This is a genomic window from Leeuwenhoekiella palythoae, assembly GCF_900130045.1.
In the GTDB taxonomy this organism is placed as follows: Bacteria; Bacteroidota; Bacteroidia; order Flavobacteriales; family Flavobacteriaceae; genus Leeuwenhoekiella; species Leeuwenhoekiella palythoae.
In genome coordinates, this window is record NZ_FQXT01000003.1 from 357,328 (window position 1) to 370,683 (window position 13,356).

The 13,356-nt window shown below is 41.2% G+C and carries 10 protein-coding genes; 7 read left to right on the top strand and 3 right to left on the bottom strand.

The annotated features are described in order from the left end of the window. The first annotated feature begins 190 nt into the window (after positions 1–190). The 7 genes from BUA96_RS08790 to BUA96_RS08815 all read left to right on the top strand — a co-directional run bounded on the left by BUA96_RS08790 (position 191) and on the right by BUA96_RS08815 (position 9,651). Positions 191–2,329, top strand: coding sequence for a thioredoxin domain-containing protein (locus BUA96_RS08790; protein WP_084673107.1), 2,139 nt, complete (start codon positions 191–193; stop codon positions 2,327–2,329). 1,680 nt (positions 2,330–4,009) lie between these two features. Continuing rightward, complete coding sequence (locus BUA96_RS08795; protein WP_072982334.1) at positions 4,010–6,154, top strand: KAP family P-loop NTPase fold protein; 2,145 nt, start codon at positions 4,010–4,012, stop codon at positions 6,152–6,154. An 83-nt stretch (positions 6,155–6,237) separates the two neighbouring features. Then, the gene (locus tag BUA96_RS17435; protein ID WP_262490503.1) at positions 6,238–6,360 is read left to right on the top strand and encodes a hypothetical protein; all 123 of its coding nucleotides are present in this window, start codon (positions 6,238–6,240) and stop codon (positions 6,358–6,360) included. Next, positions 6,357–7,457, top strand: a complete 1,101-nt coding sequence (locus tag BUA96_RS08800; protein WP_072982336.1) for a toxin-antitoxin system YwqK family antitoxin — start codon at positions 6,357–6,359, stop codon at positions 7,455–7,457. Before BUA96_RS17435 ends, BUA96_RS08800 begins: the two co-directional genes overlap by 4 nt. A 72-nt stretch (positions 7,458–7,529) precedes the next feature. Further along, on the top strand, positions 7,530–7,868 hold the full coding sequence (locus tag BUA96_RS08805; protein WP_072982337.1) for a hypothetical protein: 339 nt from the start codon (positions 7,530–7,532) through the stop codon (positions 7,866–7,868). A gap of 38 nt (positions 7,869–7,906) precedes the next feature. Further along, positions 7,907–8,365 (top strand): RDD family protein, encoded by a 459-nt coding sequence (locus tag BUA96_RS08810; RefSeq protein WP_072982339.1) that lies wholly within the window; start codon positions 7,907–7,909, stop codon positions 8,363–8,365. 302 nt (positions 8,366–8,667) lie between these two features. Continuing rightward, positions 8,668–9,651 carry an alpha/beta hydrolase gene (locus BUA96_RS08815; RefSeq protein ID WP_072982341.1) on the top strand — a complete coding sequence of 328 codons (984 nt, stop codon included), beginning with the start codon at positions 8,668–8,670 and terminating at the stop codon, positions 9,649–9,651. A 100-nt stretch (positions 9,652–9,751) separates the two neighbouring features. Here BUA96_RS08815 and BUA96_RS08820 read toward each other — a convergent pair whose 3' ends face one another. The 3 genes from BUA96_RS08820 to BUA96_RS08830 form a co-directional block, all read right to left on the bottom strand. Beyond that, the gene (locus BUA96_RS08820) at positions 9,752–11,125 is read right to left on the bottom strand and encodes an alanine/glycine:cation symporter family protein (protein WP_072982343.1); all 1,374 of its coding nucleotides are present in this window, start codon (positions 11,123–11,125) and stop codon (positions 9,752–9,754) included. A 231-nt stretch (positions 11,126–11,356) separates the two neighbouring features. Next, positions 11,357–12,310, bottom strand: a complete 954-nt coding sequence (locus tag BUA96_RS08825; protein ID WP_072982345.1) for a phosphoribosylaminoimidazolesuccinocarboxamide synthase — start codon at positions 12,308–12,310, stop codon at positions 11,357–11,359. A gap of 16 nt (positions 12,311–12,326) precedes the next feature. After that, positions 12,327–13,280: a PhoH family protein gene (locus BUA96_RS08830; protein ID WP_072982347.1), complete on the bottom strand. Its 954-nt coding sequence runs from the start codon at positions 13,278–13,280 to the stop codon at positions 12,327–12,329. Positions 13,281–13,356 lie beyond the last annotated feature (76 nt).

Sequence of the window (13,356 nt, forward strand, 5' to 3'; positions counted from 1 at the left end):
TGAAGTTTTTCGGTTTTTAGCGTGATCAAGATGATCAAAAGATTCGGTACACCTTGAAATACGCCAGTTTTCGAGCCTTAAGTCTTCAAGATATCAATAATAGTCACCACCGGCCTTTGTACTGCTCCCAAAACATTCTTAAGAAAATCCCTAAAAAGTCATAAACTTTCAAGCCTAAAGATTTGCCTAAATGAGTTTTAATACGGAAATTTTAAATCTTAATCGTAAACCTATGCGTTGCTGTTTCTTCCTATCCTTGCTCGTTGTGCTGTTGGCTACTTTTGTACTTACAGCTCAAGAAACCCATAAATACACCAACCAACTTATAGAAGAAACGAGTCCGTATTTGTTGCAACACGCTCACAATCCGGTGGACTGGCAGCCGTGGAGTGATGCGGCATTTGCCCAAGCCAAAGAAGAAAACAAACTGGTCGTGGTGAGTATAGGCTACTCGTCGTGCCACTGGTGTCACGTGATGGAAGAAGAAACATTTTCGCAGGAAGATGTGGCACAGGTGATGAATGAAAACTTTATCAATATCAAAGTAGATCGAGAAGAGCGACCTGACGTAGATCAGGTTTATATGAAAGCGGTACAACTCATCACGGGCAAAGGGGGCTGGCCACTGAACGTGATCGTGTTACCCGATGGAAAACCTTTGTATGGCGGCACCTACCACAAAAAAGACGAATGGCTGCAGCTGCTCAACAGCTTATCAAAAACCTATGCCGAAAAACCTGAACAAGCGGCTGCATTTGCGCAGCGCCTCACTACCGGAATTCAAGAAGAACAACAGCAGGCTGCGGCAAATACCAGCGTGCAGTACCGGCCGGAGCTTATAGAAACCCTGTTCAACACCTACCAACAAGAATGGGATATGAAAAATGGAGGGCGCAAGGGTTTTGAAAAGTTTATGCTTCCTGCGCACCTTAACCTGTTGCTCGATTATGTGAGCCTTACCCAAGATGCGAAATCTAAAACCTTTTTAGAGCAAACCCTTGATGCCATTGCAATGCGCGGCGTGTATGATCACGTTTCCGGAGGTTTTTTTAGATACAGCGTAGACCCGTTGTGGAAGATTCCGCATTTTGAAAAAATGCTGTCAGACAATGCCCAACTTATTAGCGTATATGCCAGAGCCTATACCTTGTTTGACAAACCCATCTACCGCCAGCGCGCAGAAGAAACCATCACCTTTCTTAACAACCAATTCAAAACCAAAGAAGGCAGCTTTATCGCCGCGCTGGATGCCGACAGTGATGGCAAAGAAGGAGGCTATTACCTGTATAATACCAACCAATTGGAGACCGCTATCACTACCGAAAAAGAACTTTTTGACGCCTATTACACGCAAGAACCACTCTCTCGTTTTGAGACCGATATCCTACACCTCTACCCTACACAAACCGATGCAGCCTTTGCCGCATCGTATAAGCTGTCAGCTGAACAAGTAGCCCAACTCATCACTCAATGGAAGAGCGAATTGCAACAGGTGCGCAGTACCCGAAGCCTGCCGCGTGCAGATGATAAGATCATCGTTCCCTGGAATGCGATGATGATCTCCGGTTTGGTGGCCGCAGCCCATAGTTTTGAGCAACCCGATTATCTTAAACAAGCAAAAGCGCTTTACTCGGTTTTAATGCAAAATGCTTACAAAGATGGAACCCTAATGCATTCGTATAAAGCCCATAGCGATACAGCACCGGCATTTCTTGATGATTATGTATTTATGAGTCAAGCCACCCTGGACCTGTACAGCAGTACCACAAATACGGAGTATTTGGAAACCCTAAACCAACTCATCACCGATACCCAAACGCATTTTAAAGACGCAAATTCGCCTTTTTATACCTTTAACACCGGCGACGAACTCATCACCAACATCATCACGACCAATGATGGCGTGCAACCCTCAGCCAATGCCTTGCTGGCGCAATTACTGTTTAAACTGGGGCATCTTAACTACAACACTGCCTATCTTGAGCAGTCCAAAGCGATGCTTCTGGCAATGCACGACAACCTAAAAGAGCAGCCCTGGAGTTATACCCAATGGCTTGCCCTGGCCATACAGCACAGTTATCCTTTTTATGAAATTGCCGTAGTAGGTCCTGATGCCGTACAACGCATTGACGACTTTAGCAGACAACCCGTAGCTAACCGCCTGCTCATAGGCACTACCGTAGATAGCGAGCTTCCTCTATTTGAATCACGCTTTGTACCCGAAAAAACCTATATCTACGTCTGCGAAGGCCGTGCCTGTAAACTTCCCGTCACCACCGTAGCACAAGCTTTAAAACAATTAGAAGCTGTAGAGGGGTTTGGGTTTTAGATGTGAGATTTGAGACGTTAGAGGTTAGAATAAAGAGAATAGAAGAGAGAGAAAAGACGGATTAACAGTTGGCAGTAGCAGTTTTCTGTTTGTGGTTTGTGGTAGGTAGACTTTAGACTTGAGACGTGAGATGCTAGATTAGGTTGTTTTACGTCTAGAATCTAACGCCCTTCCTTTGAAGGAAGGGTTGGGGATGGATGTTTTCAAAAGAACACACGGCAACATCCCTCTAAATCTCCCTTCGAAGGGAGACTTGGGTTATTGACTTTTTATCAAAATCCCGATTAACTCAAATACTCTACCTACACTTGAAAAGCTCCCTGTGATGAGATGCTGAAACTAGTTCAGCATGACACTTTTGTTATTTCGATCAGGTTACCTTTGCCATTGTTTCCGCGCTGCTTGTCCCAATGAAGATTGGGAATTGTATCGCGTGTTAGTAGCACGCATTGTCATTTCGAGCGCAGTCGAGAAATCGCATCTGGAGTGCACTTTATTAAAAGTCCTCATCCCCAGCCCTTCTGTTAGCTTGTTGTGTGATCTTCCCGATAGTTATCGGGACTAGTCGAGATGACTGATAATGTCTAAACCCGAAGGGTTATACAGAAAAGTAGCTTTTGAATCAATTTGTCATTTCGAGCGCAGTCGAGAAATCGCATCTGGAGCACCGCGTCAAAAGCCCTCATCCCCACCCCTTCTCCCGCAAGAGAAGGGAGTTTGATTCCTCTTCCATTAAAAAATCATAACCCCCATACCCGAAGGGTTATACGAATTCAAAATTCCCTTGGTTCTGAATAGCTGCAAGAAGCTCTGGATTAAGTCGGCAGTAGCAGTCTTCAGTTTGTGGTAGGTAGAATTGAGATATTAGATATTAGATATGAGATAAAAGAGAATAGAACAGAGAGAAAAGACGTTTTTAAAATACGAAAGTAGAAATTAGAAATACGGAAAAACAGTGTGTGGTTTACTGTTTTCAGTATTGAATACGCATACCCGAAGGGTTTTACAAATTTAAAACTCCCTTGGTTCAGAATAGCTGTAGGAAGCTCCGAAGGACAGGAGCGATAGCGACGCGGAGCTGACAAAGCGGTTTTTGCCTGATAAGGCAAAAAATTCCTAAGCGAGGGGGTCTTTTCTTTTGTTACTTTTCTTTGGACAAGCAAAGAAAAGTAAGGAACACCATTAAAACCTAATACTACTCAATTCGACGCTAGGAGATCAACGCAATCTTGTACAACCCCTCTCTCAAACTTTAACCCGAAACGCCTTACAAAAAATCAGCTGTTTGTGCATAGTATTGCAGGGTTTGGCATAGTTCGGGAAGGGTTTGTATAGGCATGCAGGCAAGTTCGAAATTTCCGGGGGTTTCCTTCGGTATTGGTTCGGTATTCCTTCGGTACTGGTTCGGGTCAAAAACGGGTCGATAAGCGGCAGGTTTGGAGTTTTAAAATACCCTGTTCTTAAAAAATGGGACTTTACCGAACCAAATACGACCCACACTGCACCATGACCCGAAGAATGTGCCTTATACCCTATTTACAGCATCCCGTAAGTAAGGTTGGGTATTTATACCGATATTGTTATAAGTAATAAAAGTTCCTGATATCACAAGACATATAAGGGGATAATGGGTATATTTATCCTGATATCACGAGTTGTAAGCCATATAAACAAAACTAAATGTCAGAACATTATTCATCGGATAAACCAGTCGAAATTGAAAATCAAGATAGGTTTCAGAGATACGGATTTTCTAAAAGAATAGCAGAAACCATAGTTCAAAGGGAAAATGAAGAGGGAATTGTTATTGGAATTTATGGAGCTTGGGGAGAAGGTAAAACTTCGGTTTTGAACTTTATTAAAAGTGAACTTGACCTAAAAGAAAATATTCTAACACTAACTTTAAATCCTTGGAGATATAATGATGAAGAAAGTTTAATAAAGAACTTTCTAAACAAAGTCGCTGAAGTTCTTGGTAAAGAGCTAGACACAAATAAAGAAAAACTAGGTAGTTTCATTGAAAAATATGGAACATTTGGTTCTATCATTGGTAAGGATGTTTCTGAAATTGGCAAAAATCTTTCAAATGTTGATTTGGAAACACTAAAAAACAGAATTGACGAGTTTCTAAAAGAAAGTGAGAGCAAATTAGTGATTTTTGTTGATGACATAGATAGACTTGATAAACAAGAAATCTATTCTCTATTTAGGTTAGTCAAATTAACAGCAGATTTCACTAACACTACTTATGTTCTTTCTTTTGACGAAAAAATGGTTGCTTCGGCGATAGGAGAACGATTTGGAAAAGGGAATATAGATTCTGGTCATAATTTCTTAGAGAAAATCATTCAAGTGCCTTTACAAATCCCCCAGGCTCAGCCAGATGCTTTAAAAAAATATTGTTTTGAATTAGTCGATAATGCAATCAATAAGAGTACATTAGAATTAACAAAAGAAGAAGTGCAACGCTTTGTGTCTGCTTTTTCACACAATATATTGTTACGTCTAAAAACACCAAGATTAGCAATTAGATATGGTAATTCATTATCATTTGCAATACCACTTTTAAAAGGTGAGGTAAATCACGTTGACTTAATGCTTATTGAAGCAATAAAAGTTTTTTATCCTAAACACTATCTTTTCATAAAATCATTTCCTCATTACTTTACTTCTTCATATTCATCTCGTTCAACTTATGGTGATGGTCAATCTGTAAAAGAAAAAAAGGAAGAACTAAAAAAGCATTTAGATAAACTGGCTTCTGATTTAACTAAGAATGAGAAAGATGCAATATTTCAATTATTAAAGACCTTGTTTCCTAGATTAAATGAGGCTTTCCATAATACATTCCAGCACGAAGGACACAAACAATGGTTAAAGGAAAAGAGAATTGTTTCAACTAGCTACTTTAAAAGATATTTTTCTTATGCAGTAATCGAAGGAGAACTTTCAGATGTTATGTTTGAGGAATTTATGCAATCTCTAGAGGCAATAGAGATTAAGGATATAGCTAAAGGAATGAAAGATATTATAAACGAAAGTAGCCCTGAAAATTTCTTATTTAAAGTAAGAACTTATGAAGACAGTCTTTCTTGGAAAGCTTCACAAAATTTAATTCTAACAATTGCTGTAATGTCAGAGTTGTTTCCAAAAGGTGATTCGTTTTTTAGTTTTGGTATGGGTGGTGCACAGTCACAAGCTTCAATTTTTATATATAATCTGCTCAAAAATCATAAGGATAATGACGAAGTTTTCGAACTGTCAAAAACACTTATGGGAAAAGAAATTCCCTATGACTTTGCATATCAAATAAATAATTGGCTAAGGTCTGGTGAAGGAGAGGAAAAAATATTTAAACAAGAGCAATATGTAGAATTGGCAACAGTTCTAAGAAAAAGAGCTTTAGAGGAATGCGGTGAATTGCCAATATTCGTAAAGTTCCCAGATAATATCTTCTATATATTCAGCACTTGGTATGAAAATAATCCTGAAGATTTAGAAAGTTACCTAAAAGGATACATTGATGAAGAGCCAAAATATTTGAAACAATTATTTCTAGCTTTAACACCGACTGCAACTAGCTCTAATCATCCTGAACCATATAAATCAAATTTTGACAAAGAAGGTTACGATTACATAACAAATATTCTCAATAAAGATTATTTACACGCTAAAATCAATGAATATTTCTCGGATGAATTACATCAAGAAGGAGTGAAATTTCAAAGATTCGACCACAATCAGTCTGAAATTAATATTTTGCGACAATTTGAGCATTGGTATTCAAAAGATGATGGAATTGAAGAAGCAGAAATTGTAGAATAAATACGGCTTACAACATTGTATCCTATAAAACCCCCTAGTCCAGTTCTCTAGAATAAATAATTACGTAAAGCAAAACACAAACTATGGGCACTTGGGGACCGGCACTTTTTTCAGATGATCTAGCCCTTGAGGTTAAGAGTGCTTTTAAAGATAAGATCGCTTTAGCGCTTTCAAAAATAGAGCTATATAATACTAAGAATCTATGAAATTAAAACTAACACTTGCCTTTTTGATTATTTGTTGGAGTAAAATGCTTGCGTGTAGTTGTGCCTATGAACCTGACTTCCAAACAAAAGAAGATCTAGAAGAATATCGCTTTATAGCTCACGTAAAGGTTCAAGGTGTAGAAGCCGCAGAAGGTATTGATTCAGAATGGCCTATTCATCAAATGAATTTTGAACTCTTAGAACTTTATAAAGGTGCACCAACAAAAGAGATTCTTGTTTCAGGTTCTCACCCATCTCTTGACGGTTGGACCTCTTGCGATCTGGCTGAACGTGCTGATGAAGAATGGATCATTTTTGGGTACTATGATTCGCACAAAGAAAAGCTAATTACAGGGTATTGCACACGTTCAAAAAGGATCAAACGAGCGAATGGCTTTGAGGATCTTAAGTATCCTAATCAGCTTACCTTAAAGAAAAAACTACAGCAGGTTTTTGATAAGAAAACAAACCAACCTACCTACGAAGGAGCACGCATCGTTTATTACCCTAATGGAACCAAACAATTGGAAGAACATTATGAAAATGGGGTTCTTAACGGTAAGCGGTTGTTATATTATCCTAATGAAACGCTTCAAAGCATTCAACAGTATAGCAATGGCGCAAAAACCGGAAAATTTAAATGGTATTCTGATAAAGAGCAGCTGACCAAAACTGAAACGTTTAAAAATAATTTTCCTGTTGACACCACACTGATTTGGCACGAAATCGACACGTCTTATATGAGTTTAAAAATATATTCAGGCCTAAACAACGTAGCTATGGAAGAAGCCAAAAGCATCCTGGCTAAGCCAAGCCTCTGTATTCAACGTATATTTAATGAACAGGGAGAACTCCTTTCTAACATTACCTATTACCAAAACGGAATTAAAAATGACGAGCACTTGTATTTTCCTGATCAAAAAAAAGAGCATATCAGATATTACTACAAGAATGGCACATTACGCTCGGAATTGTATAAAGAAAATGGTTTAAATACTGGCGTTTATAAAGATTGGGATGAGCAAGGGAAATTATTAAGGTCTTGGGAGTACGATGAAAAAGGAGAAGTCATAGAAGGTTCTAGAAAAGATTATTGAAAGATCTGTTTCAGAACAAATCAAAACTATTGAAAATAAAAAACTTACCACAACATTTAAATTACTCTTCATATGCTCGGAATACTACTACTCTATTGGATCGGAAAATACTATTATAAACTCGCAGAAGCCCACGGTAAAAGCAAATGGGGATATGCGATTCTGGGAATCGTTACGTATTATGCGTGTGCAGTAGTTTCGGGTTTCTTGATGGGTATTTTTATAGAGCTGATCTGGCCGGGTGCCGTAGATACTATCAATGAATTTTTATTCGGTTTGATGCTGCTTCCTTTTGGTATTGCCGGCACGTATTTATTGTATTACTACTTTAAACGAAACTGGGAAAGCAAAGCTCCCCAACTGGGTGTTGAAGAATTGGGTGCTGGGGAACCTACGGAGACAACGCTTTAAAACCGCTGTTTGGCGATAGCAATTAATATTCAAATAAAATGCAACAAAAATTTAATCACCAACCTCATATTGGCAGACGCATTCTGGCAGCGCTTATTGATTATGGTCTCATCTACACGTTTATCTATGTTTTTTTGATGAGTTTTGGTACACCTACGACGATGGGTGGTTATAGCATCACAGGGCTTCCTATACTTATTCCTATAGCGTTTTGGTTGTTGATGACCATTGGTTTAGAAAGTGGATTGGGCGGCACTTTAGGCAACTCCATTGTAGGTTTAAAAGCTATTCCTCAAAATGGTCGTAATCGCAAGCTTAGCTTTTCAGAGTCCTTTAAAAGGCATTTTTTAGACCTGGTTGATATGTCTTTTTTAGGATTGCCTGCGATACTCTTATTAAAACGAACTGAAAAATGTCAACGCTTTGGAGATCTTTGGGCCAAAACTATTGTGGTCAAAATGAGTTCGCTGGAAACGCCTGCTACATCAAGATCCTGAGACGGACTTACATCAAAGCAGAAGTTTTATACGACTTTTAAAGTTACTTTGAGGTGCGTGCGCGATTGCATCGCGTACCTCTTTTAGGTTTTATTCAAGCTCGTAACATACTGCCGCGCCCGCTGCATGACTTTGCAGTAAAAAGCCGAATTATCGTGCGAAACTAATCGGCTTGATTTTATTTAAACTCCTTCTAAAGCGCTAAAAAACGCAATTCAGCCTAACTACTATACAGTTGAGGATCTTTTATTCCCCGGAGCAGAGCTCACGTGCTAGCTTCGTCACTTCTAAAACAAGAAAGGATGAAGAAAATAGTAAAGCGTATACTCGTATTTATAGGAATTAATTTGTGTTTGTATCTGATCGCAGTAGTGGTATTGATCAACTGGCCTATTCCGCAGAAAGTACCCGCCAAGAACTACGATTATACTTCTATTGATACCATAGCGGTAAAGACCTATCCGCATCAGGAAGAATGGATTAGCATGCGTGATGGTGCTGCTTTGTTCAGCCGACGCTACGCTGCAAATTGTAAAACGGTGCTGCTTTTACTACACGGCAGTGGTTCTGAAAGCAGGTATTTGCAAAGCTTAGCCGGTAGGCTTGCACAAGAAGATCTGGCTACGGTACTTACGCCCGACCTAAGAGGCCACGGCCGTAATCTACTACTACACTCTGATATTGATCATATAGGCCAACTCGAAGAAGATCTGGAAGACTTCCTCTTTTATGCACAGCACGAACTGCAAGCTGAGAAGATTGTTCTCGCAGGGCACTCTTCCGGTGGTGGTCTGGTCCTGCGGTATCTTGCAAGCGCAAAACACCCTCAAGTGGATCAAGCTATCTTACTCGCTCCCTACCTGGGTCACGATGCTCCTACGGTAAAACAAAACAGCGGTGGCTGGGTAAGTGTAGGCGTAAAACGTTGGGTGGGTCTGGCGATGCTGAATGGTATCGGGGTAACGGCATACAACGATAAACCTGTGCTCTTTTTCAATCGGCCAAAAGCTTACGAAGATCCGTTACAAGCACCATCCTACTCCTACCGTATGGCGGTGAACTTTGCACCTACACATTACCAACATGATATCATTAAACTAAAAACACCAACCCTGGTCCTCGTAGGCAATGCCGATGAAAGCTTCTATCCAGAGCGTTTTCAGGAAGTCTTTGAACCCGCCGCTGCATTTACTAGGGTGCAACGCATCCCTAAAGCCAATCATTTGAATATTATCAAAAATGAGGAAGTGCTGACGCAGATTAGGGAACTTTTGTTGGAAGAATAGGTCTGGAATAGTCCAAAACCACCCAAGACCTTTGACACGTAAGCTTTTAAAAAGCGTATTTAGTATATATGTTGGTGCGCGATTTCATCGCGTACCGCTTTTAAACCTTATTTAAGCTCGTAAAATACTGTCGAGCCCGCTGCATCACTTTAGGAGCGAGGATAAGCGTAGCCAACATCGTTGGGATCGCCATTAATGCAAAAAAGGTATCGATCAAGTTGATCATTAGATCTAGCGAAGTGGTCGCACCGATTAAAATACTAGCGATGTAAAAGTAATTGTACCAGTGTTTGTGACGCGTTCCGAAGATAAAGGCCAAACATTTAGAGCCGTAGTACGAATAGCTGAATAACGAACTGATACTGAACACCGCAATACATACCAATAACACATAGGGTCCGTAGCCGGGTATACTGTCGCTAAAGGCTTTAGCAGTAAGGGTTACGCCGTTGGCTTCACTAGTTTGCCAAACCCCGGTCACCAAAATACACAAGGCTGTAAGGGTACACACGATCACGGTATCAATAAACGGACCCAGCATTGCCACGAGTCCTTCACGAATGGGTTCTTCCGTCTTTGCGGCACCGTGTGCCATAGGTGCGGTACCTATTCCCGCTTCGTTAGAAAACGCACCCCGCCGAATACCCAAAACGATCAAAGCGCCTAACATTCCGCCAAACATAGGATCACCAGTGTAGTTGTTCGCTGCAAACGCATCGGTAAAAATAAGCTGTAGGTAGCGCGGTACCTCAGCGGCATTTATAAATAGAATCGCCAGCACCGCTATAAAATACAGCACCACCATCGCAGGCACCATTTTACTCGCCGTTTTACTGATGCGGTTGAGTCCGCCCAGGATCACGATCCCTGTGATGACTGCCAGTACAATACCGATGCTCAGATCAGTAGCAAAGCCTTTTTCAATTCCGTTAGGCACCAGTAAAATATCATTAACGGCTTGCGTGAGTTGGTTTACGTTAAATACCGGCAAAGCGCCCACAAGTCCGGCAATACTAAAAAACACCGCAAGGGGTTTCCAAGATTTGCCCAAACCTTCGGTAATAAAATACATGGGTCCGCCTTGCAACGTTCCCGAGTCATCTTTTCCACGGAATAAAATTGCCAAGGTACAGGTAAAGAATTTGGTACTCATCCCTACCAAGGCACTGATCCACATCCAGAACACCGCACCGGGACCACCCACAGCAATAGCTACAGCTACACCGGCAATATTGCCCATTCCTACGGTACTGGACAAAGCCGTCATCAACGCCTGAAAGTGACTGATCTCCCCGGGATCATCAGGATTATCATACTTTCCGCGCAATACCTGAATGGCGTGCCCAAAGTATTTGAAGGGAAGAAACCGCGAATACACTAATAAAAACAGTCCGCCACCAATTAATAAAAATAAGAGTGGCAAACCCCATACAAATGAGGCAGTTTCAGCGATCCATTGATTCAATACGTCCATACACGTTTAGATTGATTCGTTAAAAATAGAAAAGCCTCAGCAAATTACTCCGATTTGGCGTCGCCAATGAGCTACCTCGGGTTAAAACATCAAGGCATTGGTTAAAACAAATTCTAAGTTCTAGGCATCCCGATAGCTATCGGGATAGGTTACTCCGATTTGGTAGAACCAAAAAAACCGAAAAGAGTACTACCTCTTTTCGGTTTGTAAATATTTAGATTGCTCTCAACCTTATGCGTTCAAGTAGTTCAACACATTGGTTTCAATACGCTTGTCAATATCCGAAAGGTCTGCCTTTACAAAAGTTTCCCCGGTGATATTCTCATACAACTCGATATAACGCTCAGAAACAGTCTCGATATACGCATCAGTCATCTCAGGTAAGGTTTGCCCTTCTAAGCCCTGAAAACCGTTGCTGATAAGCCATTGGCGCACAAACTCTTTAGACAATTGCTTTTGCGCTTCGCCTTTTTCCTGACGCTCCGCATAGCCGTCTGCATAAAAGTAGCGTGACGAATCTGGGGTGTGGATCTCATCAATGAGTACAATCTCCCCTTCGGCCGTTTTACCAAACTCATATTTGGTATCTACGAGGATGAGTCCACGCTCGGCAGCGATCTCCGTCCCACGCTGAAAAAGCTTATGGGTATAATCTTCTAATACCGCATAGTCTTCCGCAGAGACAATTCCGCGTTTTAGAATATCTTCTTTAGAGATGTCCTCATCGTGATCACCCATTTCGGCTTTGGTCGCCGGAGTAATGATAGGTTGCGGAAACTTATCATTTTCCTTCATACCTTCCGGTAACGGCACACCACACAGCATACGTTTTCCGGCTTTGTATTCTCGAGCCGCGTGCCCGCTCATATAGCCACGAATCACCATCTCTACTTTAAAGGGTTCGCACTTCTTCCCTACCGCCACATTAGGATCTGGCGTCGCTGCCAGCCAGTTAGGCACCAGGTCTTCGGTATTGCGCATCATTTTAGTCGCGATCTGATTGAGGATCTGTCCTTTGTAAGGGATTCCCTTAGGCATCACCACATCAAACGCGCTCAAGCGGTCGGTAGCGATCATTACCAAAAGGTCGTTGTCAAGGCTGTACACCTCGCGCACTTTACCCTTATAAACATTAGTTTGCCCCGGAAATGTATAATTTGTATCCGTTATGGTTTTATTTGACATTGTATGTATTCTAGGTTTAATCTCTGTTTTCTATGGCTTTGTAGGCAGCGATCACTTTCTTCACGAGACGATGACGTATCACATCTTTATCATCCAGATAGATCATCCCTACTCCGTCAACATCTTTAAGTACCAAAAGCGCTTCTTTGAGTCCGCTGATCACACGACGCGGAAGGTCTATCTGTCCCGGGTCACCGGTGATCAAGAATTTGGCGTGTTTCCCCATACGGGTTAAAAACATCTTCATCTGTGCGTGGGTGGTGTTTTGCGCTTCATCAAGAATCACAAACGCATTATCTAAAGTACGCCCACGCATAAACGCCATAGGAGCGATCTGGATCACGCCTTTCTCGATAAAGCTTTCTAACTTCTCATGCGGAATCATATCACGCAATGCATCGTACAACGGCTGCATATACGGATCTAATTTTTCTTTTAGATCTCCCGGTAAGAAGCCCAAGTTCTCCCCTGCTTCTACCGCAGGACGGGTAAGAATGATGCGCTTTACTTGTTTTTCTTTCAAAGCTTTAACCGCAAGAGCTACACCGGTATAGGTTTTTCCGGTTCCCGCTGGACCAATGGCAAATACCATATCGTTCTTGCGTGCCATATCTACCAGTTTGCGCTGGTTTGCCGTTTGTGCTTTGATGAGTTTTCCGCCAACGCCGTGTACGAGAATTTCGCCACTTTGAGGTGATGTCTCGTAGTCTTCGCGGCTATCGCTGGTAAGCACACGCTCTATCATATTTTCGTCAAGCTTGTTGTACTTCGCAAAATGCTCCAGCAACATCGTGATGCGTTTATCAAACTCTTCGAGAAGATCTTCGTCGCCATAGGCCTTAATATGATTGCCCCGGGCGACCAGTTTTAATTTAGGAAAGTACTTCTTAAGAAGTTCTATATTGGCGTTGTTCTGACCAAAGAATTCCCTTGGTGTGATCTCTGAAAGTTCGATGATAAGTTCGTTCAAAAGCGGAAGAATTTTATAAAAAAACTAGTTAATTATCTTTAGTTTTGTGCTCTAACAAATGTAACCAAATTTAGTA

Coding starts and splice junctions, on each gene's coding strand:
- BUA96_RS08790 (WP_084673107.1), top strand. CDS start 191: ATGAGTTTTAATACGGAAATTTTAAATCTTAATCGTAAACCTATGCGT.
- BUA96_RS08795 (WP_072982334.1), top strand. CDS start 4,010: ATGTCAGAACATTATTCATCGGATAAACCAGTCGAAATTGAAAATCAA.
- BUA96_RS17435 (WP_262490503.1), top strand. CDS start 6,238: ATGGGCACTTGGGGACCGGCACTTTTTTCAGATGATCTAGCCCTTGAG.
- BUA96_RS08800 (WP_072982336.1), top strand. CDS start 6,357: ATGAAATTAAAACTAACACTTGCCTTTTTGATTATTTGTTGGAGTAAA.
- BUA96_RS08805 (WP_072982337.1), top strand. CDS start 7,530: ATGCTCGGAATACTACTACTCTATTGGATCGGAAAATACTATTATAAA.
- BUA96_RS08810 (WP_072982339.1), top strand. CDS start 7,907: ATGCAACAAAAATTTAATCACCAACCTCATATTGGCAGACGCATTCTG.
- BUA96_RS08815 (WP_072982341.1), top strand. CDS start 8,668: ATGAAGAAAATAGTAAAGCGTATACTCGTATTTATAGGAATTAATTTG.
- BUA96_RS08820 (WP_072982343.1), bottom strand. CDS start 11,125: ATGGACGTATTGAATCAATGGATCGCTGAAACTGCCTCATTTGTATGG.
- BUA96_RS08825 (WP_072982345.1), bottom strand. CDS start 12,310: ATGTCAAATAAAACCATAACGGATACAAATTATACATTTCCGGGGCAA.